Source organism: Spongiibacter marinus (assembly GCF_016906995.1).
Classification (GTDB): Bacteria; Pseudomonadota; Gammaproteobacteria; order Pseudomonadales; family Spongiibacteraceae; genus Spongiibacter; species Spongiibacter marinus.
The window spans coordinates 182896-207514 of the sequence record NZ_JAFBBD010000004.1; the positions used below are offsets into that span (position 1 = coordinate 182896).

Annotated in this window: 24 protein-coding genes; 10 read left to right on the forward strand and 14 right to left on the reverse strand. The window is 56.2% G+C overall.

Going from position 1 to position 24619, the window contains the following annotated elements; genetic code table 11:
• Positions 1 to 140: 140 nt before the first annotated feature.
• The gene (locus HNR64_RS07405) at positions 141 to 1046 is read right to left on the reverse strand and encodes a sterol desaturase family protein (protein WP_204995884.1); all 906 of its coding nucleotides are present in this window, start codon (positions 1044 to 1046) and stop codon (positions 141 to 143) included.
• A 101-nt stretch (positions 1047 to 1147) separates the two neighbouring features.
• On the opposite strand from HNR64_RS07405, the gene HNR64_RS07410 reads away from it, so the two are divergent.
• The gene (locus tag HNR64_RS07410) at positions 1148 to 2161 is read left to right on the forward strand and encodes an AraC family transcriptional regulator (protein WP_204995885.1); all 1014 of its coding nucleotides are present in this window, start codon (positions 1148 to 1150) and stop codon (positions 2159 to 2161) included.
• On the opposite strand, the gene HNR64_RS07415 is transcribed toward HNR64_RS07410, so the two are convergent.
• Both HNR64_RS07415 and gdhA read right to left on the reverse strand, forming a co-directional pair.
• Entirely contained in the window at positions 2158 to 2775 is a 618-nt protein-coding gene (locus HNR64_RS07415; protein ID WP_204995886.1) for a trimeric intracellular cation channel family protein, read from the reverse strand. The genes HNR64_RS07410 and HNR64_RS07415 overlap by 4 nt on opposite strands.
• 44 nt (positions 2776 to 2819) lie before the next feature.
• A complete protein-coding gene (gene gdhA, locus HNR64_RS07420; RefSeq protein WP_204995887.1) occupies positions 2820 to 4172 on the reverse strand; it encodes an NADP-specific glutamate dehydrogenase in 1353 nt (450 codons plus the stop codon).
• A gap of 212 nt (positions 4173 to 4384) precedes the next feature.
• Here gdhA and acnA point away from each other — a divergent pair, with 212 nt between their 5' ends.
• The 4 genes from acnA (at position 4385) to HNR64_RS07440 (ending at position 9260) form a co-directional block, all read left to right on the forward strand.
• The gene (gene acnA / locus HNR64_RS07425) at positions 4385 to 7033 is read left to right on the forward strand and encodes an aconitate hydratase AcnA (RefSeq protein ID WP_204995888.1); all 2649 of its coding nucleotides are present in this window, start codon (positions 4385 to 4387) and stop codon (positions 7031 to 7033) included.
• 77 nt (positions 7034 to 7110) lie between these two features.
• Positions 7111 to 7425: a hypothetical protein gene (locus tag HNR64_RS07430; RefSeq protein WP_036256002.1), complete on the forward strand. Its 315-nt coding sequence runs from the start codon at positions 7111 to 7113 to the stop codon at positions 7423 to 7425.
• Between the two features lie 34 nt (positions 7426 to 7459).
• The gene (locus tag HNR64_RS07435) at positions 7460 to 9049 is read left to right on the forward strand and encodes a carbon-nitrogen hydrolase family protein (protein WP_204995889.1); all 1590 of its coding nucleotides are present in this window, start codon (positions 7460 to 7462) and stop codon (positions 9047 to 9049) included.
• 28 nt (positions 9050 to 9077) lie between these two features.
• Positions 9078 to 9260: a hypothetical protein gene (locus HNR64_RS07440; protein WP_027873668.1), complete on the forward strand. Its 183-nt coding sequence runs from the start codon at positions 9078 to 9080 to the stop codon at positions 9258 to 9260.
• Here HNR64_RS07440 and HNR64_RS07445 read toward each other — a convergent pair.
• Entirely contained in the window at positions 9249 to 9452 is a 204-nt protein-coding gene (locus tag HNR64_RS07445) for a DUF2061 domain-containing protein (protein WP_027873667.1), read from the reverse strand. The two genes, HNR64_RS07440 and HNR64_RS07445, sit on opposite strands and share 12 nt — an antisense overlap.
• A gap of 219 nt (positions 9453 to 9671) precedes the next feature.
• Between HNR64_RS07445 and HNR64_RS07450 the strand changes: the two genes are divergently transcribed.
• Positions 9672 to 10523, forward strand: a complete 852-nt coding sequence (locus tag HNR64_RS07450) for an alpha/beta hydrolase (protein ID WP_204995890.1) — start codon at positions 9672 to 9674, stop codon at positions 10521 to 10523.
• Between the two features lie 14 nt (positions 10524 to 10537).
• Here HNR64_RS07450 and HNR64_RS07455 read toward each other — a convergent pair whose 3' ends face one another.
• Positions 10538 to 11659 (reverse strand): enoyl-CoA hydratase/isomerase family protein, encoded by a 1122-nt coding sequence (locus HNR64_RS07455; RefSeq protein WP_204995891.1) that lies wholly within the window; start codon positions 11657 to 11659, stop codon positions 10538 to 10540.
• Positions 11660 to 11916: 257 nt separating this feature from the next.
• Here HNR64_RS07455 and HNR64_RS07460 point away from each other — a divergent pair, with 257 nt between their 5' ends.
• A complete protein-coding gene (locus HNR64_RS07460; RefSeq protein WP_027873664.1) occupies positions 11917 to 13719 on the forward strand; it encodes an acyl-CoA dehydrogenase C-terminal domain-containing protein in 1803 nt (600 codons plus the stop codon).
• A gap of 90 nt (positions 13720 to 13809) precedes the next feature.
• Here the strand turns inward: HNR64_RS07460 and HNR64_RS07465 are convergent, their stop codons facing one another.
• From HNR64_RS07465 to HNR64_RS07480, 4 genes are all read right to left on the reverse strand, one after another.
• Positions 13810 to 14148, reverse strand: a complete 339-nt coding sequence (locus HNR64_RS07465; protein ID WP_204995892.1) for a hypothetical protein — start codon at positions 14146 to 14148, stop codon at positions 13810 to 13812.
• A 231-nt stretch (positions 14149 to 14379) separates the two neighbouring features.
• Positions 14380 to 15237, reverse strand: a complete 858-nt coding sequence (locus HNR64_RS07470; RefSeq protein ID WP_338061830.1) for an acetyl-CoA hydrolase/transferase C-terminal domain-containing protein — start codon at positions 15235 to 15237, stop codon at positions 14380 to 14382.
• Positions 15128 to 16519 (reverse strand): hypothetical protein, encoded by a 1392-nt coding sequence (locus HNR64_RS07475; RefSeq protein WP_204995894.1) that lies wholly within the window; start codon positions 16517 to 16519, stop codon positions 15128 to 15130. The genes HNR64_RS07470 and HNR64_RS07475 overlap by 110 nt, the downstream gene beginning before the upstream one ends.
• Positions 16520 to 16585: 66 nt before the next feature.
• The gene (locus tag HNR64_RS07480; protein ID WP_204995895.1) at positions 16586 to 17866 is read right to left on the reverse strand and encodes an NAD(P)/FAD-dependent oxidoreductase; all 1281 of its coding nucleotides are present in this window, start codon (positions 17864 to 17866) and stop codon (positions 16586 to 16588) included.
• 106 nt (positions 17867 to 17972) lie between these two features.
• Between HNR64_RS07480 and HNR64_RS07485 the strand changes: the two genes are divergently transcribed.
• Positions 17973 to 18377: a PilZ domain-containing protein gene (locus HNR64_RS07485; RefSeq protein WP_204995896.1), complete on the forward strand. Its 405-nt coding sequence runs from the start codon at positions 17973 to 17975 to the stop codon at positions 18375 to 18377.
• A 25-nt stretch (positions 18378 to 18402) separates the two neighbouring features.
• On the opposite strand, the gene HNR64_RS07490 is transcribed toward HNR64_RS07485, so the two are convergent.
• Genes HNR64_RS07490 through HNR64_RS07500 form a run of 3 tightly spaced genes read right to left on the reverse strand, consistent with a single transcriptional unit; the run spans position 18403 to position 19731 of the window.
• Positions 18403 to 18840, reverse strand: a complete 438-nt coding sequence (locus tag HNR64_RS07490) for a DUF2721 domain-containing protein (RefSeq protein ID WP_204995897.1) — start codon at positions 18838 to 18840, stop codon at positions 18403 to 18405.
• Between the two features lie 38 nt (positions 18841 to 18878).
• Positions 18879 to 19244: a Rieske (2Fe-2S) protein gene (locus tag HNR64_RS07495; RefSeq protein WP_027873658.1), complete on the reverse strand. Its 366-nt coding sequence runs from the start codon at positions 19242 to 19244 to the stop codon at positions 18879 to 18881.
• A gap of 25 nt (positions 19245 to 19269) precedes the next feature.
• Positions 19270 to 19731 carry an Lrp/AsnC family transcriptional regulator gene (locus HNR64_RS07500; protein WP_204995898.1) on the reverse strand — a complete coding sequence of 154 codons (462 nt, stop codon included), beginning with the start codon at positions 19729 to 19731 and terminating at the stop codon, positions 19270 to 19272.
• A 297-nt stretch (positions 19732 to 20028) separates the two neighbouring features.
• Here HNR64_RS07500 and leuA point away from each other — a divergent pair, with 297 nt between their 5' ends.
• A complete protein-coding gene (gene leuA, locus HNR64_RS07505) occupies positions 20029 to 21708 on the forward strand; it encodes a 2-isopropylmalate synthase (protein ID WP_204995899.1) in 1680 nt (559 codons plus the stop codon).
• 113 nt (positions 21709 to 21821) lie between these two features.
• On the opposite strand, the gene HNR64_RS07510 is transcribed toward leuA, so the two are convergent.
• A complete protein-coding gene (locus HNR64_RS07510) occupies positions 21822 to 22427 on the reverse strand; it encodes a TetR/AcrR family transcriptional regulator (protein ID WP_204995900.1) in 606 nt (201 codons plus the stop codon).
• 89 nt (positions 22428 to 22516) lie between these two features.
• Between HNR64_RS07510 and HNR64_RS07515 the strand changes: the two genes are divergently transcribed.
• Entirely contained in the window at positions 22517 to 24007 is a 1491-nt protein-coding gene (locus HNR64_RS07515; RefSeq protein WP_204995901.1) for an FAD-dependent oxidoreductase, read from the forward strand.
• Here HNR64_RS07515 and HNR64_RS07520 read toward each other — a convergent pair.
• Complete coding sequence (locus HNR64_RS07520; protein ID WP_204995902.1) at positions 23996 to 24604, reverse strand: TetR/AcrR family transcriptional regulator; 609 nt, start codon at positions 24602 to 24604, stop codon at positions 23996 to 23998. The two genes, HNR64_RS07515 and HNR64_RS07520, sit on opposite strands and share 12 nt — an antisense overlap.
• Positions 24605 to 24619: the final 15 nt, after the last annotated feature.

The following is a 24619-nucleotide window of genomic DNA, read 5'->3' on the forward strand; positions in this document are numbered from 1 at the left end:
TAAGTCAAGTGTCTTAATCATAGCGCAGACTCTCGCACTACGACACATCATAATGAATCAGATTAGTAGGCATTTGCGGCCACGCGATACAAAAACGCCGCGGGCTTTTCAGCACGCGGCGCCGGCGGCCAATATAGGCGTTACGACTGGGGGCGGTCCCACTTGGGCGGCAGCACCAACTGTTTGATCCCGTCTTTTACCGTATCGGCAGCGAATACGTCCCGCCACATATCGTTAAACTCGTGGAAGTTGAGCGTGATGATATTGTGAGAGTGGATCTGGTCGACAATGCCATATTCAACCGGGTTATCGTCCTGCTCTTCGGTGTACGTGCCGAACATACGGTCAAAAATAATCAGCACACCGCCGTAGTTGCGATCGATATATTCGGGGTTGCGGCCGTGATGAACGCGGTGGGCGCTGGGCGTGTTAAACCAAAACTCAAGCCAGGGGTGAAGTTTGCCAATCGCCTCGGTATGAATGAAATACTGGTAAAACAAGTTCACCGCGTACAGGGTAAACACAACGCCAGGGTGCACACCTAACAGCACCATCGGCATGAAGAACAACCACCAGCCAGTCACTGAGTACAGCAGGCTTTGGCGCATTGCCGTCGTCATATTCATGGTTTCGCTGGAGTGATGGACAACATGCGCACTCCAAAACCAGCGAATGCGATGGCTGGCGCGGTGGAACCAGTAGTAACAAAACTCCATCAGCACGAACAAGGGCACAACCGTCCACGCATTCACCGGAATATCAAATACGCGGAACTGATAGATCCAATTAATCACCGCCCCGGTGATGGCGATGTGCAGCAGCAACTCAAAAACCTGGTAGCTTCCACCCAAACCGAGATTGGTGAGAATCTCCCGCCATTCAAACTGCGACCACATTCGGTGGCCAGACCCTTTGGCCTTGCGCACATAGAGCTCGACGATAAATGCCACAATAAAGATTGGCGTTGCCGCCATCAACACGACTTGCTTCCAATCTACATGGGCGCCGAAAATTGCCTGAACCTGGCTGATCACATCATTCAACATAGGGGCTCCGTTTTTTGTCGCTATTATTCCCGCTGCCGAGGCATTATGATTGACGCCACACGACATGTATTTGACCATTTCGGACATGTTAAGGTGCCGCAATGCCCCAAACTCGACTTCAAAACGCCGTGGTGCCCCACACCTATGTTCAATTGCTCTATGAGCATTTGGCCGAACACCGGATTGATGCGCAGCAGCTACTCGGTGAACCCGCGCCGCAGGGCATGGGCCGCTTTCCGGTATTGCGCTGGCGCGACTACCTGCAACGCGCGTCAGCCGCTCTCGATGACCCGCTGCTAGGCCTGCACCTGGGACAACGTATTACCCCCCGCCACCTGGGAATCCTCGGTTATGTACTGCTGGCCTGTGGCAGTGTTGCCGGCGCGCTGCAACGCCTGGAGCGCTACCACCAATTGATCTACGACGTGAATCCCATGCAACGCGTGGACTGCGGTGACTACATTGACTTGTGTTGGAGTGCCGAGAATGGCAGGCCCGGTGCTCTGGTCGACGAAACCGCCATTGCGGCCCTGCTGCAGTTTTGCCGGGACATCACCAATCAGCCAGACGCTGCGCCGCTAAAGGTCGAGTTTATTAACCCCGCCCCCGCAAATGTGCAGCCATACCAGCAGTGGTTTGCCTGCCCGGTGAGTTTCGGCCACAGCCAAACGCGGGTGAGTATCTCGCTGGACCTGCTCAGTACCCCGCTGCGCACCGCCGACCCTGCTCTGATCGAGGTGCTGGAGGGCCAGGCGCGGAAACTCTTAAACAGTCTTGAAGCACCGCAGGGCCAGGAGCTGGCAAATATCGTCAGACAGCGTTTAGTCAGCCAACTGCGTCAGGGGCCACCCAGCGCCGAACGCATCGCCGATACCCTGCATGTCTCGGTGCGCCACCTCCACCGAAAACTTGCCGCAGAAGGCTGCAACTTTCGACAGCTTCTTCAACAGACCCGCCAGCAACTGGCCGAAGATTATCTGGCCGACCCACGGCTGCAGCTCGGTGAAGTGGCGGCGCTACTGGGATTTTCAGAGCAGAGTGCCTTTAGTCGCGCCTTTAAAAACTGGACGCAGCTCACGCCGGCGCAATACCGCCACCAGCAGCTTGATCGTTAGGGCTTGCTCAGCAGGAAGCGCGGCAGCGACAGACCAAAAAACACGCCTGTTAGGCGCAGTACAAGTATGGTGGCCATGGCCAAAAACAGCGCAACGCTGCCCGCAACGCCTAACCCCTGCAAAACAAGGAACAGCGCGCCACCGGCGATCGCCGCGGTTGCGTAGATTTCCCGCTGAAATATCAGCGGGATTTCATTGCATAACACGTCGCGAAGAATACCGCCGGCAACCCCTGTCATCAGGCCCATCAACAAGGCGATATCAGCGCTGTGACCCAGTGACTGCGCTTTTTGCAAGCCTGCCAAGGTGAAGAAGGCCAGCCCGATCGCATCGCACACCTCCAGCGTGCGCAGCGGTATCCTCACAAATCTCGCCAGCACAAAAACCACCATCGCCGCGCTAATGCCCACATAGAGATAGGCGGGGTTAGCCACCCATATCACAGGGTGCGCACCAAGGATCACATCGCGCAGCGTGCCGCCGCCCAGGCAGGCGATCAGGGCCACAACCAGTACGCCGAATATATCCAGCTGCTTGTGGCCGGCGGTCAGCGCACCCGACATCGCAAACACCGCGATACCAAAAAAATCGAGAAACACGATTACTGAAGACATTTATCCTCCACCGCAAGATTGCCCTGCACCGCTACCCGGTGTCCTTACACCACACCCTGCTCGATCATCGCATCAGCGACGCGGCGAAAGCCCGCAATATTTGCCCCCACAACCAAGTTCTCCGGCTCGCCAAATTCCTTCGCTGCCGCACTACAGCGGGCATAAATATCCGCCATCACTCGCTGCAGTCGATCGTCCACTTGTTCAAAAGTCCAACGGCGCATACTGGCATTCTGGCTCATCTCAAACTGACTGACGCTCACACCACCGGCATTGGCAGCTTTACCCGGGCCGTAGAGGATTTCCTCACGCATCAATAACTCCGCCGCCGCGGGCTCGCAAGGCATATTGGCCCCCTCGCAGACGCACAGGCAACCGTTAGCCAATAGCGCCTGGGCATCGGCCGCCGTCAATTCGTTCTGCGTTGCACAGGGAAAGGCGACCTCGCCCTCCATTCGCCATACCGCGTGACCGTCTTCGGGGTAATCATCAATCGGCGTGAATTCGGCTTTGGGAAACTCGTGCAGGTAGGCCTCAAGGGACTCCCGCCGCTCCAATTTGATCTGTTTCAAAATTTCCACATCGATGCCGTGAGCGTCGTACAAAGTGCCCGTGGAATCGGAGCAGCTCACTGGACGGGCGCCAATCTGGCGGAGTTTTTCAATGGTGTGAATCGCCACGTTGCCCGCACCGGAAACTAAACAGGTTTTCCCTTCCAGGCTCTCGTCGTGGGCCTTCATCATCGTTTGCGCAAAATACACACAGCCATAACCGGTGGCCTCGCGCCGTCCCAACGAGCCTCCCCACAGGGTCCCCTTGCCAGTAAGCACACCCTCGTAGCGACCTGTCAGCCGCTTGTACTGACCAAACATATAGCCAATTTCACGCGCACCAACGCCAATATCCCCCGCGGGAACGTCGGTGTGAGGGCCGATATGGCGGTATAACTCCGTCATAAACGACTGGCAAAATCGCATGATCTCGCGATCCGAGCGGCCCTTGGGGTTAAAATTCGCGCCCCCTTTGCCCCCGCCAATTTCCAGGCCCGTCAGGGCATTTTTAAATATCTGCTCAAAGCCGAGGAATTTGATAATCCCTGCATTGACCGACGGGTGAAAGCGCAAGCCGCCTTTGTAGGGCCCCAGCGCCGAGTTGAATTCAATGCGATACCCCTTGTTTACCTGCACGCAGCCAGCGTCGTCGACCCAGGGCACCCGGAACATAATTTGTCTTTCTGGCTCGACCATCCGCTCGATAATGCTGTGTTCAGTGTAGCGACGCTCCTTCTCCAACAACGGCTCCAGCGACTCCAACACCTCCTCGACGGCCTGGTAGAACTCCGACTGTGCTGGACTACTGCTCATCAGTCCGTTGATGGTGTTTTCAATTACTGTCATAGCATCCTCGCCGCTTTTCATTACAACGCCCCATAACAGGGCAAAACGTCTGCAAGCTTACACCTTCGCCCCCGCCGTCGCGACCTGAAAAACGCGATGCTTTAGTGGCGGCGCGGCAAGGTAAGCCGCTTTCATCCACGCAACCTTGTGCTAGGGTTGTAGTCAAAGCCATTAGGCCTGCACTGGCGTTATCACACGATTGAGGGGCGGTTATGAAAAGTAGGGAATCATGGCTCTCTGAGCTGACTTGTTCAGGAAAACACTTCCGCTATTACGACCTGAAAAAACTCGATTCACCCGGCGTTGAGCGATTGCCCAAGTCGCTTAAAATTTTGCTGGAAAATCAGTTGCGTCACTTCGACGGCGCGCAGGTCGATGAACACATCATCGACACCCTGTGCCAATGGGCGGATAAGGCCAGCGGCGGTGCCGATGTCAACTTCTCGCCGGCACGTGTACTGATGCAGGACTTCACTGGGGTGCCTGCCATTGTCGATCTGGCGGCCATGCGCGATGCCGTCGCCCAGCGCGGTGGCGACGTGTCAGTAATCAACCCGCAAATCCCCGTGGACTTAGTTATCGACCACTCGGTGACCGTCGACCAATTCGGCTCCGCCCAGGCCTTTCAGGAAAACGTTAGCAAGGAAATGCAGCGCAACGTCGAGCGCTACCGGTTTTTAAAGTGGGGGCAGTCCGCCTTTGAAAACTTCAATGTTGTGCCACCGGGCACAGGTATTTGCCATCAGGTTAATCTCGAATACTTAGCGCAGGTGGTATTTCAAGGGCAGGATGACGACGGCCCTCTCGCCTACCCCGACACCGTCTTGGGCACCGACAGCCACACCCCGATGGTCAATGGCCTGGGGGTATTGGGCTGGGGAGTTGGCGGCATAGAAGCCGAAGCGGCGCTGCTGGGCCAGCCCTATTCCATGCTGGTTCCAGATGTTGTCGGTTTTGAAATGCGCGGCGCCCTTCGCGAGGGAGTTACCGCCACCGACCTGGTGCTGACCGTGGTTGAGCTACTGCGCAAACAGGGCGTTGTTGGCAAGTTTGTGGAATTTTTCGGCGACGGCCTCGGCGAGCTGAGCGTTGCCGACCGGGCGACCATCGCCAATATGGCACCCGAGTACGGCGCCACTTGTGGTTACTTTCCCGTCGACGACGCCACTCTGGCCTACATGAAGCTCTCCGGCCGCAGCGCCGACACTATTGCGCTGACAGAGGCCTATTGCAAAGCGCAGGGGCTGTGGCGCTCCGCTGGCGACAAGCCGGTATTTACCACCACATTGAGCCTCGACCTGAGCGCTGTTGAACCCAGCCTGGCTGGCCCCAGTCGGCCACAGGACCGCGTCGCACTGCCTCAATTAGGCCAAGCAATGCGCGACTATATTGAATTGCAGGGGCGCGACCTCGATCAGCAGACACCCATCCCGGACATGAACCAACCCCTGCAGCACGGCGATGTTGTGTTGGCGGCGATTACCAGCTGCACCAACACGTCCAACCCTGACGTGATGATCGCCGCCGGGCTGCTGGCACGCAAAGCCCGCGAGCGTGGTCTTCGTGTTAAACCCTGGGTGAAAACCTCCCTGGCCCCCGGCTCCAAAGTTGTCAGCCAGTATCTGGCCGATAGCGGCCTGCAGGACGATTTGGATTCACTGGGCTTTGATATCGTTGGCTACGGCTGCACCACCTGTATCGGCAATTCCGGTCCGCTGCCGGAGCCTGTTGCCAAAGCCATCGACGACGGCGATATGCTGGTGTCGGCGGTGCTCTCCGGCAACCGAAACTTTGAGGGCCGCATTCACCCGCAAATTAAAGCGAGCTGGCTGGCTTCACCGCCGCTGGTCGTCGCCTTCGCGCTGGCCGGTACCAGTTTGATCGACCTGCAAAACGACCCCATCGCGCACGACAGCAAGGAACAACCGGTGTTTCTGCGAGACCTGTGGCCGACCACCGCAGAAATCCATGAGGTGCGCAAAATCGTCAGCGGTGGCATGTATCGAGAGGCCTACGACGACGTTTTTAAAGGCACCGAGGAATGGCGCCAGCTCGACGCCCCCACCGGGCAGACGTACCACTGGCAAGATGACTCCAGTTATATTCGCCTGCCCGGCTTCTTTAGCGATATCGCCGCCCCCAAGCAACAGCTCGATGCCTTGCGCAACGGCAGAATACTTGGCGTATTTGGCGACAGCATCACCACCGACCATATTTCGCCAGCGGGTAAAATCGCCGACGACAGTCCCGCCGGCCACTATCTACAAAGCCTGGGTATCGAGCCTGCTGACTTTAACTCCTATGGCTCGCGGCGGGGCAACCACGAAGTGATGCTACGGGGCACCTTCGCCAATACCCGGCTGAACAATCGCATGGTCGAGAAAGAAGGCGGCTTTACACTGGCCCCCAATGGTGAGGATGTCACCACCATTTTCGCAGCGGCAGAAAAGTACCGCGCGACCAACACGCCACTGGTTATTATCGCCGGCAAACAATACGGCACGGGCTCTAGCCGGGACTGGGCTGCCAAAGGCACATTGCTGCTGGGCGTTCGCGCCGTGATTGCGGAGAGCTTTGAGCGCATTCACCGCTCCAATCTGATTGGTATGGGTGTTTTACCACTTGAACTGGACGGTGAAGTTTCCTTGACCATGCTTGATCTCAATGGCTTGGAAGAGGTTGACTTGATTCCCTGCGACGCTGAATTAACGCCCAAGCAAGCCGTGCGAGTTGTTCTGTCGCGGGCCGACGGCAGTCGTCATGAGGTGCTTGCCCACAGCCGGATCGACACCCTGCAGGAGGCCGAATACTTCCGCTGCGGCGGCATTTTGCAGTACGTTTTGAGACAGCTACAAAAATAATGCGATTCGCGAACAACAGGTGATTGACCCTTGCTTTGCCAGTGGCATACTCAGCATATCCACAAGGAGCACCTTGAATGAAAGTACATTTAGAACTGGAGATCGAACCCGAAGAGCTGCGGCGCTTAGTCGGCCTGCCCGATATGCAGCCTATTTGGGACTCTGTGCAAAAACGCATCACCGAAGGCGATACGGAGATGGTGCAGCAAATCGCCAAAACGGCTTTCACCGAGGGCATGAAAACCCTGGATATGACCACTCGCCTGTTGAAAACAGTGAGCGGCCTGGCAACCAAGCGTGACTCGGAGAGCAAAACCCAAACCAAGGCCAAGCCATCCGCCCGTAAAACGCCTGCGAAGCGCCGTGCGTCCAGCGCGAAAACCAGTGAATAGTTTCCACCTTCCCGTACGCTAGCGAGATCATAGAATGGCAAAATCGGCTTCACGAGGCGGCGAAAAGCTCACCGCATCGGGCAAACGGCTGCATGTAAGAACCGCCCAACGCGGCGATATTCCAGGCATCGTCAATTTGTCCCGTCGGGTGTATCAGGGCACCGGCATCGACCCCTACTCACCAGCGGAACTGCGCGGTCAGCTCAGCCACTTCCCGGAGGGGAAGTTTGTGGTCACCCTCGACGAAGACATCGTCGGCTACTGCGCCACGTTTCGCGTCAGCGGCAAAGTGTGCCTGCAGCCCCACACATGGGAGTCGATAACGGCCAATGGCTACGGCACCCGGCACGACCCCAATGGCGAATGGCTGTATGGCATGGAGGTGTGTGTCGATAAAAGTGTGCGCGGTTATCGCATTGGCCAACGGCTCTACAATGCCCGCAAAAAACTCTGCGAGTCCCTGTCGCTGAAGGGCATTGTTTTTGTCGGTCGCCTGCCAGGGCTGGCCAAGCGTTTGCGCCGTTTCGGCAGTGCCGAAGCCTACCTTGACGCTGTGATGCAAAAACAGGTGCGCGACCCGGTACTGTCATTCCAGATTGGCAACGGTTTTGAGGTTTTGGGCGTGGTTGAAAACTACCTCAGTGCCGACCGCGACTCGCTGGGCTTCGGCGCCCACCTGGTATGGCACAACCCGAAGATCGCCAGAGACACTTATATCACCCAAACCAGCGAATTTGGTGGCAGGCAAGCGGATACTGTGCGCGTCGGCACAGTGCAATACATGCAGCGCAAAGTGCAGTCCTTCGCGGAATTCATGTCCTTCGTGGAATACTTCGTCGATGTCGTCGCCGACTACAAAGCGGATTTTGTGGTCTTCCCTGAGCTGATTACCCTCCAGCTCCTCTCCATTGAAGACCAAGAGCTCAGCCCAGCGGAATCCATTGAAGCCCTGACCAAATACACGCCGCGCTACTGCGAAGCCATGCAAGACCTCGCCGTGCGCTACAACATCAATATTATCGGCGGCTCCCACCCTACCCGCGTCGCCAATGGACGGGTGGAAAATATCTCCTATGTCTTTCATCGCGATGGCCGCATCGACGAGCAACCGAAAATCCACCCGACCCCCAACGAGGCGTATTGGTGGAATATTGAGGGCGGCAGCAGCCTGAATACTATCGACACCGACTGCGGCCCCATTGGCGTATTGATCTGTTACGACTCGGAATTCCCCGAATTATCACGCCATCTCGTGAACCAGGGCGCTCAGATCCTGTTCGTGCCGTTTTGCACAGACGAACGCCAGAGCTATATGCGCGTACGCTACTGTTGTCAGGCACGGGCGGTGGAAAACCAAATCTATGTCGTGATGTCGGGCAATGTCGGCAACCTTCCCAACGTGGCGAATATGGATATTCAGTATGCACAGAGCTGCATACTGACACCCTGCGATTTCTCCTTTGCCCGCGACGGTATTGCCGCTGACACCACGCCCAATGTCGAAACCGTTGCCATTGCAGACCTGCGACCAGAAAGCCTGCACGTCGCCCGCAATAGTGGCACCGTGCAGAATCTTCGCGACCGACGTCACGACCTCTACCAGGTAAAGTGGCGCGGCCAGTAGGCGTTTTAAATAAAGGAGAGGCGACGCTATGGCTACCATGCTAGCCCTTGTTGCGGCGATATTTATCTCGCTGTTTTTGCTTGTGCCACTAATTGAAAAATACGCGCCGCGGGCAAGCCCTGAGCAGCAACAGCGGATCAGCCGCTGGATACTGCCCCTGGTTGCCGTCGGTATCGTGGTGGCACTGATACAGCATCTGTTAAACGGATAACACCTCCGCTGGCTGCGGTCTGGATGACTGCAGCCGCTGCCAAAATTGCTCGTGGAAGTAAAACGCCACCGTGTTCACTGCTGGCTCAACCAAGGCTAACAGCCCACCGATCAATACACTGCCGGTCAGTATATAAGCCACGGCAAAGGCCACGCTGAAATGCATCACGGCAAAGCTCAGAGTTTTTTTCATGGTATTTGCCCTCAATCCTCATTGCTGGCTTTCACCTTAACCGCGCACAAAAAATAGATAAATTCGATTATATCTATAAAATTGATAGTCAAAAATTATTCTTCTGATCACAACTGCGGCACCACACCGTAAACACGCTTTTATCCAATACGGAATCACGCTCTAATGAGCCCTATTTTCAGCAATCTCAGTTGTGCTCTTCGGTGGACAGGACTCCTTATGGCATTTTTTTCAATAACCGGCTGCGCCATGCATCTTATCAATGCCCTGACGCCCGGCTCCGGTGCCACGCATATACCAGCGCTGTCCTATGGCGAGCACCCCCGACACAAGTTTGACCTGTATCGCCCCGAGCAGGGCAATAATCTTCCTGTGGTGGTTTTTATTCACGGCGGTTACTGGTCATCTGGCGAGCGCAGCGAGTATCGCTTTGTGGGCGAGACCCTGGCTCAGCGAGGCTATCTTGCCGTCATCATCAGTTACCGCTTATTCCCCGAAGTGCGTTTTCCCGCGTTTATTGAAGATGCCGCGAGCGCCGTGGCAGCCGTGCGCAAAATTGCCGCGCAGTACGGCGGCAACCCGCAGCAACTCTATGTCGGTGGTCACTCTGCCGGTGCACACAGTGCCCTGATGCTCGCCTTGGATGAACGTTACCTTCGTGCAGAAGGTGGCAGCCCAGCGTGGCTGAGTGGTGTCTTCGGGCTATCTGGCCCCTACGACTTCCTGCCACCGAAGGCAAAGAAGGTGGCGGCGATCTTCGGCCCACCAGAGCGTTACCCAGAGGGCAACACGGTGAACTTTGTCAGCGCCAATCACCCGCCAGCGCTGCTCATACACGGTCGCGACGACACAACGGTTAGTGTGCGCAATAGTCAGCGACTGGTTGAATTACTGCAGTCAGCGGGAAGTTCTGCGGAGTTGTTTGTAAGCGACGGTGGCCATGTTGCGCCGCTGCTCGCATTTAGTGGCCTGAAGCGGCGGCGCAGCGATATGCTAGACGCTCTCGACAACTGGATATCGGCGCCGCGTCAAATAGACACCAACGAGGACATCCTGGCTGAAGCGCAATAAACGCCTCGTGCTTCTTATCCCAGCGCGGTCAGGGGGTGCTGCTGCCATGGCGGCACAAAAAGCGCTTCAATTTCCTCGTCCGGCACCTCGGCCACGCTGCGGTAGCACCAGTGCGGGTCCTGGTCGCGATCTTTGAAGCGCGCGCGCACCCCTTCGGCAAACTCCGGGTCGCGAAGCCGGTTCGCTGCCAGGGTCATTTCCAGACGCAACACATCGGCCAGCCCCAAACCGCGACTGCGCTCAAACTGGCGAACGATTAATTTATGGGCACTCGCGGCGCCTCGACGAAGGCCCGCCAGCGATTCCGACAACCAGGCGTCGCGCGGTGCGGCGCCCGCTAAAGCGGCCTCAAGGCCTGCCGGGCAGGATTCACGGCAATGCTGGTCTATCCATTGCCGGTGCGTTTTCAGCGGCGCGTGCTGCAAGCAAATACCCTGCTCCACTTCCCAGTCAGTAAGTGCATCGGTCAGCATCTCGTGATTCGCCGAGGAGTCGTCGCACCAGGGCAAGTGCAATAAACTGCGCAACAGGGTCGATTTTTCCGCCGATGCCCAGCAGTAGTCGGCGAGCCCGGCATACAGGGCATCCGCCGCACCCAGCTGCACGCCGGTCAGCGCCATATACAAACCGGTTTCGCCGGGCATCTTCCCCAAATACCAGCCCGCGCCCGCGTTCGGCAGTAAACCAATACTCGCCTCGGGCACCGATAAGCGGCTGTGCTCAGTGACAATGCGGTGGCTGGCACCCGCCATCAGGCCCAGGCCGGCCCCCATTACTCTGCCGTCACCCCAGCAAATTACTGGTTTTGGGAAAGTGTGAATCAAAAACGCGGAAATATAGCCACAGCACAGAAAGGCCTCCGCTTCGACGGCGGCGCCCCCCGGATTGGCCAGTGCCGACGCCAACATACGCTGAGCATCAGCACCGCCGCAAAAACCGCCGTCGCCAGCGCCATCGAGCAGTACTGCCACCGCCTCGGGGTCGTCGCGCAGGCCAAGAAGTGCCCGGTGCAAACGCTCGGCCATCTCCGGGGTAATGGCATTGCGCCGCGACGGCGCATTCAGCGTAAGCTGGGCCAAATAGCCACCCGCGGGTAGCGGATGGCGCTCCATGCAAATTGAAAAATCAACATTCATGCTGACAACTCCACCTGCGAGAACGCGAACCCCCAGTATCCCTCCTGACCGCATATCTCTCAAGCATAGCGGGCGCCGCTGAGCCAACTGCCTCGCGCTTTTTTGACAACAGCTCGTGTCTACATTGACCCAATTGTCATTTTTTATTGGTTGGCACGGCCAATTTGTCGCCGCAACGCTTTCGTTATGCTCCGCCACCTAGCTGAATTCCTCACTGGGAATTCCTCCGACAGCGAATAGACAACCACGAGGCAGCCATGACTACTTACAAGGCCCCGGTACGCGATATCGATTTTGTGATCAACGATGTGCTCGACTACCAAGCACACTATGCCCAGATCCCCGGCGGCGAAGAAGCCACCCCCGACATGATCGATGCCATCATTGGCGAAGCGGCAAAATTCTCTGAAGAAGTCCTTGCGCCTCTCAACCAAAGCGGCGACGAGCACGGCTGTGTATGGAAAGACGGCGAAGTCACCACTCCTCCCGGTTTCAAAGAAGCCTACGATATGTGGGTAGAGGGCGGCTGGCAGGGCTTGTCTCACCCTGCAGAATACGGCGGCCAGGGCCTGCCGATGTCAATGGGTTTGATCAAATCAGAGCTGGTCGGCACCGCCAACTGGAGCTGGGGCATGTACCCAGGCCTGAGCCTCGGCGCGATGAACACGCTTTACGTACACGGCACTGAAGAGCAGAAAGGCCTTTACCTGCGCAAGCTCTGCGAAGCCACCTGGACCGGCACCATGTGCTTGACCGAACCCCACTGCGGTTCTGACCTCGGTCAAATGAAGAGCAAGGCCGAGCCACAAGAAGACGGCAGTTACAAACTGACCGGCACCAAGATCTTTATTTCTGCTGGCGAACACGACCTGGCCGAAAATATTGTTCACATCGTACTCGCCCGCACACCCGGCGCACCGGAAGGCACAAAGGGTATTTCCCTTTTCATCGTGCCCAAGTTCCTGTCTGACAACGACGGCAACATCACTGAGCGCAACGGCGTTGCCTGTGGCAGCATCGAAAAGAAAATGGGTATCCACGGCAACGCGACCTGCGTTATCAATTTCGACGATGCCACCGGTTATATGTTGGGCAAAGAGAACGAAGGCTTGGCGGCCATGTTCACCTTCATGAATACCGCCCGTATCGGCACGGCCATCCAAGGCCTGGCTGCGTCAGAGTTGGCTTACCAGAACGCCTGGCCCTACGCGATGGAGCGCCACTCTATGCGCGCCCTGTCAGGCACTAAAAACCCCGACAAAGCCGGCGATGCAATCATCCACCACGGCGATGTGCGCCGCATGCTGTTAACAGCTCGCGCCTTTGCTGAAGGTGGCCGCGCAATGATTTACGACGCCGCCAAATACTCTGACGTAATGGTTCACGCCAACACTCAGGAAGAGCGCGACGCAGCGGAAAACGAGCTGGGCTTCTTAACTCCTATCCTGAAGGCCTTCCTGACAGAAACCGGTTTGGAATCTGCCAGCAATGCCATGCAGGTTTACGGTGGCCACGGCTTCATCACTGAGCACGGCATGGAGCAGATTTACCGCGACGCACGTATTGCCACCATGTACGAAGGCACAACCGGTATTCAGGCGATGGACCTGATCGGCCGAAAAGTGGTTCTGGATGGCTTTAAACTGTACGCAGGCTTCAGCAAAAAGCTTTACAAATTCGGCTTCAAAAACCTGATCAGCGGCAAGCGCCGTGGCCACAGTGCCAAGCTGATCGGCTACACCCTGGGCCTGAACTGGAAAACCATCAAAATGGTCGCGCGCGCCAGCCGTAACCGCGATGCCGTATCAGCCGCGTCCTATGACTTCCTGATGTACTCAGGCTACCTGTCTATGGCCTACTACTGGGCGATGATGGCGGAAGTTGCCGCGAACAAGCTGGAAGCCGGTGAAGGCGACAGCGAGTTCTACAAAGCCAAGCTGGAAACGGCTGAGTTTTACTTCTCTCGCCTGTTACCTCGCGCGAAAGCTCACGCAGCGTCAATGGACAGCAGCACCGAAAGCGTTATGGGCATGGACCCGGCTCGCTTCGAACTTCGCTAGGTCTTCTGGCATAAAAAAAGCGCTGCAAATATGCAGCGCTTTTTTTGTCTGGCGAAAACTACCGCAACAGGGCGGCGACAAGGCAGGCTCTCAATAACTGACTTGCGACACCTGGATGCGCCAGTCACCTGCTTCGTCACAAGGGTTAGCCACCTCTTCAACCTCCCCCGGTTCAACATCAAAGGCCTGTACACTCAGCGGCCGTACCGCATCTTCTCGCGTGTAACTGAAAACCCCTGACACTCTACTCTCACAGTGGTTTTGTACGAGGAAGCGCGTGGACACCTTGTCGCGCATGTAATAGGCGCAACTGGAGGCTTTCGAAGCGGAATTATGGGTTTCAACTGTCCAGTTCAAGCACTGCTCAGGTTCCGCGCCATAACACCACGCCGACACGCTCAAACACCCAATCAATACTTTCGTTGCCATTACTGCCTTCATACGTCACCTATTGCTTTTCGCTGGGCCGTCGCAAACAAGAACTTATGTCGCGGCGTGCAATTCAGTAGCCTTCACACTAGCGAAAACATGCGGCGACAGCAGCAGGCATTTTCCCCTACCCTACTATCGCTAACGACTATATTTAGCCTCATTATCAATAACTTGCGGAGCTCGATGACCAACAAGCCAATTGTTCAAAATGTGAGCAGAGCCACAAATTCAATCGTCAACTGCCAGCAATAGTCGCCGTAAAAGGCGCTGTTTTAGCCCGCTTACCTGCTTCAGCGCGAGCAACTCTAACAGTTCATCTGAGGCACTATCTATCGGCGTTGACTGCAACAATGTGCGACATCGCTGCAAGGCACTCATATTCTTTACCTTGAGAAGCCGTTTAGCCGCTCGCAGCTCAACATCACTAAAATCGCAGCCCAGTGGGTACGGCGGACACAGACCCTGCTCTGCCGCACGGGCAATGATTGTCTGAATGCGCTGCGGCGTATTACTGCGCTGCGACTCAGGCAATACAAAATCAGCGGGAAGCTTACCCGCTTGCTGCGCATAGCGGATCAACTCAGGCTGGAATCGACTATCGGCAATGGCAATAAGCGCCTCGGCTACCTCGCGATCTGACTTACCCCGCAAATCGGCAACACCGTACTCGGTAACAATAAGGTCCCGCAGGTGACGCGGAATAGTGCAGGCACCGTAGTGCGGCACAATATTCGACTCCGGGCCGGAAGCGCCCCGACGATGCGAGCGGATCATCAGCACAGAGCGCCCCGTTTGAAGTTGGTGGGCCATCGCGACGAAATTGTATTGCCCGCCGACACCGGAAATAACCTGGCCACTCTCCAAAGTATCGGAGGCGACGGCACCGTTTAAGCTCACATTCAACCCTGTGTTGATAAACCGTGCGTCCCGCCGCTGCGCACGGAATAGCCGTGGGTTCAGATCGAGTTGATTGATCTTATCGACACCGCACATCGCAAGCTGTCGACGGCGCTCCTCTGGTAGCGCGCAATCGAGCGTAAAAGTCTTCGCTGCCCAGAAAGAAGCCCCCGTGCAATACTTTGCCATTGCGCAACGCCCTTCCCAGACAGTGTTCGGCGATAAACCGCTGACTCGACGGGTTCGCCATATTCGCCGCGCAGGATTCACCACTTGCCGCGATCAGGCGGCCCTCGCGATAGCGGCAGTCATCCCGGAAAAAACCGTGGTACTGCAATACCTCAAAGTCCTTACCGCGCAGCTCTCGCACACCGACGTCTGCCATAGCGGTCAAACAGTCCGCCTGTAAATTGTCGGGCTGGCAACGCCCCTCGTTAATCAGCTGCTGCAACGCCCAGAAATCGTATACTTCGCGGCGCAAAATGTCGCTGTCGAATAGCGAAAGAAAACCCTCCACAAACATCTCAGTGGCGCCGTAAAGGCCGTGTTCAAACGGTAAACGCCCACCTACTTCATCGCTGAGCGAGGCGCTAACACCCAACTGCTTTAGCAGTTGCTGATAGCTGTCATTGCGCTGATCCCTGAGTATTAGCGACTGCACAATGGCGTCCCCCATACTGCCAATGCCCAGTTGAAGTGTTCCACCATCTTTAACCAAACTGCTGGCGACCAGCCCAATTGCGTAGTCGGCAGCGGGAACCGGCTGCAAACGCGGCACCGCAAACAAGCCGTGCTGCTGGCTGTCATTGTTCAACAGATAGTCAAAGTGCTGTTCACTAACTTCGGCATCGCCAACCATAAAGGGCAGCTCGTCGTGTACCACGCCAATAGCGACAAATGGCTCAGCCTTTGCGCGCAATCGCTCTAGCAAGGCATTGGAGGTATCCGGGTTGCAACTCATACTCAGCCGACCATCGGCATGCCGGGCGAGCAACTGCATGACCACATTGCAACCGCGCTCACTGATATCACGAGCCGCATGGGTATAGTTGCTACTTACATAGTTTTGTTGCGCTATCGGATTACCAAGGCGGGCACCAGCCTTAAAATAAAACTCGTGCACCTGCACATTCGGCGGTAGCTCGCCGCGACGTTCAGCAGTGGTATACAAGGGCTCGCGATAACGGCGAAACAGGCGTTCAAATACCGGCGTTAATAAGCGCCCGCGTACCGGGTCATTCTCTTGCGGACGCTCCAGGGTAAGCGCCGTCATCACCGTAAGGGAAAGCTCAGGGTGCTTGCAGGCTTGTTGGTAAAACGCATCGACCAGGGCAACAGGCTTGCCCAAGCCCAGCGGTAGCGCCAACGTTAATGTATTACCCAAGCGCTGGCGCACCTGCTCAACGCACTCTGCTTCGGAGTGCAACCACTGCGCCTTACGGGCAGTGGCCTGCTCATGTTGTCCGTCCACTACGGCCTCCTGCTTGTCGTGTGCCTTCCTTTTTAGCACCCCGAGGCAGCAGCGGCCAGCGCTACGTCAATGTAGTTTTAGGCGCGGGCGCCACAGTTTATTAAAACGCCCGGCGAGCAGCAGCATCGCCGTGCGGATCCAGCCATAAAGGGCAACTTGATGCATGCGGTACAAACTGATGTACATCATTCGCGCCAACCAGCCCTCTACGAATACCGAGCCGCCACGCAAACTTCCCATCAAGCTCCCTACCGCGGTGTAATTGGAGAGCGATACCAGGGAACCATGGTCGCGGTAAGTAAAGGGTTTTAGCGCCTCGCCGGCAATTTGTCGCTGCAGGTTCCTGGACAGGTGTTTAGCCATTTGCTGGGCAGACTGCGCGCGGGGCGGCACAAATTTGTTTTCCGACATCTCACAGGCGCAACAGTCCCCAATGGCGAAAATACTGGGATCTTCGGTCTGCAAGGTGGACGAAACCATCAGCTGGTTGATGCGATTGTGCGCCAAACCGAGCTCCGCCAAAAACGATGGCGCCTTGATGCCGGCCGCCCAAACCCGGATGTCCGCATCAATGCGCTGATCGTCAGCGGTAACAAAGCCTTCGGCATCAGCGCTTTTCACCTTGGTATTCAGGTGAACATTCACCCCCATTTTCTCCAGCTCAGATTTCACCGTCGCCGCCAGTGCCGGCTTAAGCACCGGCAACAAGCTGGGACCCGCCTCAATAACATCCACCCTCAGGCGACTGCGATCCAGTTGCTCATGTCCGTAAAGTTTCAACAAGGCAACGGCGTGATGAATCTCCGCCGCTAACTCAACGCCGGTTGCGCCGCCGCCAACAATGGCGATAGAAAGTGGCTCGGCGCGATGGTTGGCGCGCAAACACAGATCGAGAAAACGGTCGTGAAAGCGGTCCGCCTGCGCGCGGCTGTCCAGGAACAAGCAATGATCGCGTACACCGGGCGTGTTGAAATCGTTCCCGCGACTGCCCACTGCCAACACAAGATAATCGTAGTCCAGTCGCCGCTCAGGCAAGACTTCCTCGCCCGCTGCATTGCAATGAGGCGCCAACACCAACTGCTTGTTCTCACTGTCCACGCTCTGCATCTTGCCCAAGGCAAAATGGTAGTGGTTGCGTCGGGCATGGGCTCGATAATCCACCGCGTCTAAGTCTGCATCAATTGCGCCCGTGGCCACCTCGTGGAAGCGAGGTTTCCAGATATGGCTGGCAGAATTATCCACCAGCGTGATTTCTGCACGACCCCGGCGCCCCAGTTTTTTACCCAGGCTACTTGCCAGCGGCAGGCCTCCGGCGCCACCTCCCACAATGACGATTTTGTCGGTCATAGATTTTCTCCAAATAATAAAAGTAAATAAATTCTGTAAACCGCTGTCGCACGCTGCCGGATACGGTTTCTGCTATGCTCATGCTCAGAGATGAAGGAAAAACGCAATGAGCGAACAAAAGCCGCCTAGCCAGCGACGGTATTTCCGGGTGCCCTACCCAGATAATGAACAGCCCCCCTTTCACGCGCACTCCGGTCAGCGATACTCGGTCATTGATGTCTCAGAAAAGGGGCTAAAAATCGCGGCGGTCAATGAGCCCGACTTAGCCATCTCCACCCGGCTCAGCGGCGTCATTATCTTTCATGACGGAAAAACGCTGGAAGCTGAAGGTGTGGCTATTCGGCAAGACAGTGACGGTTTGGCAATTGCCCTCGACAAAAGCCTGGATGTTGGGCAGCTGTTTCGCGAACAAACCTATATTCGCAAGCACTACCCGGTATTTATGCTGCAGAAGGTTAGCAAACAACACCAAGTGCCGCGGGCCGAAGCGCCCGACGACAAAGACGCGTAAGCGACAGTAAAAAGCGCTGGCGTCGTCACGGCCCGTTGAGGATCACTTTCATCGCCATTTGAATCTCTCGCAAGAAACTCAAAAGCGAAACAATAAGAAACAACATTGCCAGCACAAACAGCGCAACGACAAACATACCGCTATTCCATTCGCCCACAGCACTGATAAACAGCGTCGCAATCACCGTACACACCAGCAAGGCACTCACCGTGCCGTAGCCAATAGCGCGATTGACCACCCGAGCGCGCTTGGTGAGCACAACCAACTCAGCGTGTATTGTCTCAGATTTCTCCGGCCCGACCATCTCAAGCCTGGCGTGCAAATTACGCGACCGGTCAATAATCCTGGCTAAGCGATTGGTAAGCACATTTAATATTGCGCCGATGCCCGCCAGCAAAAATACCGGCGCAACCGCCTGCTGAATGGCATGGGTAATCGGGACAACGGAAATATCTACCGCCATTGCTATCTCAAGCCCTTACACAAAAAGCACAACATACCTTACCCGCGCAGATACACCGCGCCATCAACACACTCGATATCAAAGGTATGTAAATCTTGCGGGGCTTTACCCAATGCAATCAGCTTATGACTCCATTTCGGCAGCTCTGCCCCAAAGAAAGAGTGCGTCCAATCCAGGTTCTCACCACTGAGCAAATCAAAGCGGCTACCGTGAAAAGGACAGGTAACGGCGCCATCACAAATCTCCCCTTTCGCCAGCGGCAAGCCCAGGTGCGGGCAGCGGTTTTCGACAGCGGCGATTTGCCCGTTCACACGGGTTAGCAATACCTTTTTGCCATCGACTTCCCGCTTGAGAAATTCCCCGTCCTTCACCTCTTCAAGCGAAGCAATAAACTGACCGCCCATATCATCACCCCTTCGTCATTTTACGCTAAATAGGTAGCGCCGTTTTACTGATTGGCGACTTCATTACAAAGCTCGAGTGTACGCCGCTTACGCCTTCTATTCGAGTAATCTGTTCCAGCAACAGGGCCTGAAACCCGTCCATATCTTCGACGATCACTTTTAGCAGGTAGTCGGCATCCTGGCCGGTAATCAGGTGGCACTCCAATACTGCGTCGCAATTGGCCACTTTCTTCTCGAAATTCTCAAAGCGCTCAGGCGTGTGCTTGTCCATGCTGATATGGATGAAGGCCATCAACTTAAGTTGCAGTTGGCGGGCATTGAGCAGGGCCCGGTAACCTTCAATTAAGCCACTTTCCTCCAGGCGCCGCACCCGCCGCAAGCAGGGCGACGGCGACAAGCCAATATGATCAGCCAACTCCTGGTTACTCAGGCGCGCATCATTCTGCAAGGCACTCAAAATTGCTCTGTCATAGCGATCTATATTCATAAAAACCACCAAATAACGATCAATAGCAATATTATTCCAAAATAAAATCAATATTGGCAATAAAAAAGAATTTTCACCCCAAATTAACCAGCACTTCGCAATCGCCTGCCCTACCGTTTTCCCTACACTGTTCCACGTAGCCCAACTACAGGAAGTTACCCCTTCCACCCTCACCGAACGAGCCGCAACACCCCGCGACTCCGACGCGTTAAAAGGCCCACAAGGCTGAAAAAAAACAGCCCGCTACCCGCGGGCTAGAAAACAACTACGAGGCCAAGCCTCACGACAGGAACTGACATGACTTTTGACCACAGCAAATACCGCCCCACCCCCACCATCGCCTTAGATGATCGACAGTGGCCAAGCCGCGTTATCGATCGCGCCCCCGATTGGTGTTCAGTTGATCTGCGCGATGGCAACCAAGCCCTGGTTGAACCGATGACCGTGCAACAAAAACTGCGTATGTGGGACTTGCTGGTCAAGCTCGGTTTTAAGGAAATTGAAGTTGGCTTTCCCTCTGCATCCCAGCCCGATTTCGACTTTGTACGCGCCTTGATAGAGGGGCAACGTATACCTGACGACGTCACTATCCAAATTTTGGTGCAGGCGCGCGAGAGCTTGATTGCTCGCAGCTTCGAAGCATTGGAGGGTGCCAAGCGCGCCATTGTCCATGTTTACAACTCCACCAGCCCCGTGCAGCGCGAACGGGTATTTGGTCTCGACAAAGCGGGTATTACAGCCATCGCCGTTCAAGGGGCGAAATGGGTTCGGGAATACGCTGAGCGCTACCCGCAAACCCAGTGGACCTTTCAATACTCACCCGAAAGCTTTAGCAGTACCGAAGTCGACTACGCCGTTGAGGTCTGCGATGCGGTTATCGCTCAGTGGCGTGACAGTGGTAAACCTCTCATCGTCAATTTGCCCGCTACCGTAGAATGCGCCACTCCCAATGTATTCGCCGACCAGGTCGAGTACTTCTGCCGCCACAGTCGGTACCGCGCAGACTATCGGGTGTCGATTCATACTCACAATGATCGCGGCTGCGGGGTTGCGGCTGCCGAACTGGCATTGATGGCAGGCGCCGACCGCATTGAGGGCACCTTGCTTGGCAATGGCGAGCGCACCGGCAATATGGATGTCGTCACTATGGCGATGAATCTGTATAGCCAGGGCATTGACCCCAAGCTGAACCTCTCCGATATGGACGAAATCATCTCGGTGGTTGAGCACTGCACAGCGATTCCCTTGCACCCCCGCCACCCTTACGCCGGTGAGCTGGTGTTCACGGCGTTCTCGGGCAGCCATCAAGATGCGATAAAAAAATGCCTCGCCCAGCAGGACAAAGATGCGCAGTGGGACGTTGCCTACTTGCCTATTGATCCGGCTGACCTGGGTCGCAACTACGAGGCTGTGATCCGGATTAACAGTCAGTCTGGCAAGGGCGGTGTCGCCTGGGTGCTTGAGAACGACTACGGCCTGCATATGCCGCGCTGGCTGCAAATTGACGCCAGCCGAAAAGTACAGGCCGAAGCCGAGGCCCAATCGGGAGAGCTCAGTGCAGCCGAGATCTGGTCGGTCTTCGCCGCCAGTTACCTTCAGCCTCAGGGGCAGCAGTCACTGCAGAATTTCTCCATTAGTCAGGACAATGCCAGTCATCACGGTCACGAACGGCTCAAGCTGGTCACCCATATCAACGGCCAAGCGGTTTCCCTGGAAGGTGAAGGCGATGGCGCGATCAGTGCTCTGACCGATGCCTGGCAACAGCGCTATGGCGACGCGGTGGAAGTGATCGACTACAGCGAGCACGCCCTGAAATCAGGCACTGCGTCAGAAGCGATAGCCTACGTGTTGCTGAGCATTAACAAGCAGCGCTATATCGGCGTGGCGGTGAACAACGATGTCGTCAGCGCATCACTACAGGCCGTAATCAATGCCGCAGCGCAGAGTCAACATACTACGCAGAGAAAAGCTAGCTGAGACCCAGGCAGCCCCCTACTTCCACCAGATAAATAAAAGGGAGGAACGCTGTCGTGCCCGCATGTCCCAACCGGGACATGCAACAACATCAATACGATATGACAGCAAATTATTTAAGGCGCCATCAAACCGGCCACCAAAAATTTCTGTAATTCATCAAACAACATGGCCATATCGTCCGCCACCTCATCACCACCAAAGGGGCTGGGGAAGTGCACGCAAGACAGTGTATTGAGCATCGCTTCCACAGCGAAGCCATAGCGGAGTCGGCACTGCAGCAATGACAGATCCGGGCGCTGTTGCGCGAGCATGGCAGTCAGCGCATTGGCTGGCGACAGGAATTCATCCAGCAAGGGAGGCTCTTCCGACTGCTCGGCGTACACCCGGGCAATCACCCTGGCATACTGCCGCCCCGCGATGGCGTCTTCCGACAACACCTCGCGCAGCGGCGCAAGCAAGGTCCGAACAATATCGTCGATGGTGACCTTGGGCGCAGTGGCCAATTGTCGTAGCTGTCCTTCTCGCTCGGCCTTGGGTCGCATGCGGCTGCGAAGCACCGCATCGATCAACGCCCCCTTGTTTTTAAAGTGATAGTGAACGGCCGCAGCGCTCAGACCCGCCGCCTCATTGACCTCCCGCAGCGACACCGACAGACCGCGCTCGGCAAACAGCTCGGTGGCAACAGCAATAATGTGATTTCGTGATGACGGCTTAGCCATGGGGCGCTCTTTTGACTCGACATTAATACTTATCAAATGATAAGTTAAAATTATCGACGTCACAAACAACAATAATGAGGTCCTGAAAGATGGCAGCGAACGCCCGCATACGCCCGATTGAATCCGTTACTCACTTTGATATCACCACCGACGTGTTAATTTGCGGCTACGGGGGCGCTGGCGCTGCCGCGGCCCTTGAGGCTGCCGCGGCCGGCGCGAAGGTCTGTATTATTGAGCGCGCCAGCGCTGGTGGCGGTGCCACCGCGTTATCCAGCTGCGAAATGTATCTCGGAGGCAGTGGCGGCACCGCGCTGCAGAAAGACCTGGGCATACACGACAGTACTGAAAACCTACTAGCCTACCTACACGAAGCGCTGGGCCCCTACGGCGACAGCGAAAAAATTCGCTGTTACGCCGAGGGCGCGGCCGCTCACTTCGACTGGGTAGAGTCACTGGGTGTTAGCTATAAGCGTGCGGTAATGCATGAGCGCACCGTGGTGCCACTCAGCGACGAATCGCTGCTGTTTACCGGCAATGAAAAATCTTACCCCTTCAATACCATCGCTGAGCCAGTGCCGCGTGGCCACGTCCCCTCAAAGGAAGGTGACGAAGGCGGCAAAATTTTTATGGATGCAATTATGCAACGCGTTGATGAAGCGGGAGTGGACGTTGTTAACGACTGCCGGGCACTGGCACTGCTGGCGGACAATACGGGGCGAATCTGTGGTGTTATCGCAAAACACGATAACCGCGAAATCGCGATTCGCGCCACGCGCGGGGTGGTGTTGACCACCGGCGGCTTTGTTATGAACGAGGCGATGACCCGCCAATATCTGCCAGAGATTCATCAATACGCGGTGCCCTACGGCAATAGCTATGATATGGGCGACGGTATCCAGCTGGGGCTCGCGGCGGGTGGCCAAGCCATCAATATGGATCAGGCCTTCATGTCGTTCCCACTCTACCCACCCGCCAAGCTTACCTACGGCCTGCTGCTCAACCAGCGTGGCCAGCGTTACATCAATGAAGATGCCTACCTTGCCCGGTTGGCGCATTACTCCTGCCAGCAGCCTGAGCAAAAATTCTATTTACTTGTGCAGGAAGAGGACTACGAGGCCTCACATTACCTGGAGCGTGCACCGCTGATCGCCAGCGGTAACAGCATCGCTGAGGTGGCATCAGAAGCCCCCTTCCCCCCCGGCGCGCTGGAAGATACCGTCGACTATTTTAATCGACATGCCAGTGAAGGGCGCGACCCGCTCTTCCACAAAACCTCCGAATGGCTAAAGCCGCTCAGTAAACCGCCTTACGCCCTGCTGGAGTATTCCGCCAGTGAAATGCGCGCAATCATTATGCCGGGCACCAATGGCCCGCTAATCTTTACGCTCGGCGGCTTAAAAACACGTTGTAATGGCGAAGTACTCGATGTCGACAACCAGGCGATCCCCGGCCTCTTCGCCGCAGGCCGTGCAACCGCGGGCCTGCCGCGCACCGCAAAGGGATACGCCAGCGGCATGTCGGTGGGTGATGCGACATTCTTCGGTCGACTGGCGGGCAGGCAGGCGGCATTAAGCCAGTAATTGGTGGCGAACCCCCTCAATCAACAGGGGTAAGGATATGTCGATGGGCTCCTGAGCAACCGCATTTGCCAAGCCTGTAAAGATCTCCGGCGACAGTGCCTCAGGCATCGCCGCCGCAGCCTCGCCCTGTTGCCAATGACCGGCATGCAAAGAGGCCCGCATACACACAGCGCCGACGACGAGCTGAATAGTCGCCATATAGACCCTCACCGAGGCATCTGTCGCCAATCCACTTTCCGCCAGCTTGGCGGCAAAGCGTTCTGTCACCCGGAGCGCGTTGCCGCCAAGGCGCAACTTTCCCAGCCAGGGCACCCAGGACATTTCGCTACACAGCGCCTGGTACATGCCCCGCGCGCTCACAGTCAGCCATTCATCCCAGGGCAATTGGTCATCGGGCAGCACCTCCGCGCGAGCGATAAATTCTTCAAAGGCTGCCCCCAGCAACTCATCTTTATTCGCAAAATGCTTGTACATCGCCATTGCGGAAACCCCCAGCTGACTGGCAACGCGGCGCATCGATAATTTATCAACGCCAACATCGGCAATCAAGTCTAGCGCAGCATCCACAAAACGCTGGCGATTCAAACTGCCACTCATATCACCTCGACTTAT

Bases quoted from the DNA above. Each gene is read 5' to 3' on its own strand.
- HNR64_RS07520 (WP_204995902.1), bottom strand. From the start codon at position 24,604: ATGAGTGGCAGTTTGAATCGCCAGCGTTTTGTGGATGCTGCGCTAGAC.
- HNR64_RS07445 (WP_027873667.1), bottom strand. From the start codon at position 9,452: ATGAAAAAAACTCTGAGCTTTGCCGTGATGCATTTCAGCGTGGCCTTT.
- HNR64_RS07460 (WP_027873664.1), top strand. From the start codon at position 11,917: ATGACTACTTACAAGGCCCCGGTACGCGATATCGATTTTGTGATCAAC.
- HNR64_RS07440 (WP_027873668.1), top strand. From the start codon at position 9,078: ATGGCTACCATGCTAGCCCTTGTTGCGGCGATATTTATCTCGCTGTTT.
- HNR64_RS07410 (WP_204995885.1), top strand. From the start codon at position 1,148: ATGCCCCAAACTCGACTTCAAAACGCCGTGGTGCCCCACACCTATGTT.
- HNR64_RS07485 (WP_204995896.1), top strand. From the start codon at position 17,973: ATGAGCGAACAAAAGCCGCCTAGCCAGCGACGGTATTTCCGGGTGCCC.
- HNR64_RS07470 (WP_338061830.1), bottom strand. From the start codon at position 15,237: ATGGCAAAGTATTGCACGGGGGCTTCTTTCTGGGCAGCGAAGACTTTT.
- leuA (WP_204995899.1), top strand. From the start codon at position 20,029: ATGACTTTTGACCACAGCAAATACCGCCCCACCCCCACCATCGCCTTA.
- HNR64_RS07515 (WP_204995901.1), top strand. From the start codon at position 22,517: ATGGCAGCGAACGCCCGCATACGCCCGATTGAATCCGTTACTCACTTT.
- acnA (WP_204995888.1), top strand. From the start codon at position 4,385: ATGAAAAGTAGGGAATCATGGCTCTCTGAGCTGACTTGTTCAGGAAAA.
- HNR64_RS07415 (WP_204995886.1), bottom strand. From the start codon at position 2,775: ATGTCTTCAGTAATCGTGTTTCTCGATTTTTTTGGTATCGCGGTGTTT.
- HNR64_RS07455 (WP_204995891.1), bottom strand. From the start codon at position 11,659: ATGAATGTTGATTTTTCAATTTGCATGGAGCGCCATCCGCTACCCGCG.
- HNR64_RS07510 (WP_204995900.1), bottom strand. From the start codon at position 22,427: ATGGCTAAGCCGTCATCACGAAATCACATTATTGCTGTTGCCACCGAG.
- HNR64_RS07430 (WP_036256002.1), top strand. From the start codon at position 7,111: ATGAAAGTACATTTAGAACTGGAGATCGAACCCGAAGAGCTGCGGCGC.
- gdhA (WP_204995887.1), bottom strand. From the start codon at position 4,172: ATGACAGTAATTGAAAACACCATCAACGGACTGATGAGCAGTAGTCCA.
- HNR64_RS07465 (WP_204995892.1), bottom strand. From the start codon at position 14,148: ATGGCAACGAAAGTATTGATTGGGTGTTTGAGCGTGTCGGCGTGGTGT.
- HNR64_RS07405 (WP_204995884.1), bottom strand. From the start codon at position 1,046: ATGTTGAATGATGTGATCAGCCAGGTTCAGGCAATTTTCGGCGCCCAT.
- HNR64_RS07450 (WP_204995890.1), top strand. From the start codon at position 9,672: ATGGCATTTTTTTCAATAACCGGCTGCGCCATGCATCTTATCAATGCC.
- HNR64_RS07495 (WP_027873658.1), bottom strand. From the start codon at position 19,244: ATGGGCGGTCAGTTTATTGCTTCGCTTGAAGAGGTGAAGGACGGGGAA.
- HNR64_RS07500 (WP_204995898.1), bottom strand. From the start codon at position 19,731: ATGAATATAGATCGCTATGACAGAGCAATTTTGAGTGCCTTGCAGAAT.
- HNR64_RS07490 (WP_204995897.1), bottom strand. From the start codon at position 18,840: ATGGCGGTAGATATTTCCGTTGTCCCGATTACCCATGCCATTCAGCAG.
- HNR64_RS07435 (WP_204995889.1), top strand. From the start codon at position 7,460: ATGGCAAAATCGGCTTCACGAGGCGGCGAAAAGCTCACCGCATCGGGC.
- HNR64_RS07480 (WP_204995895.1), bottom strand. From the start codon at position 17,866: ATGACCGACAAAATCGTCATTGTGGGAGGTGGCGCCGGAGGCCTGCCG.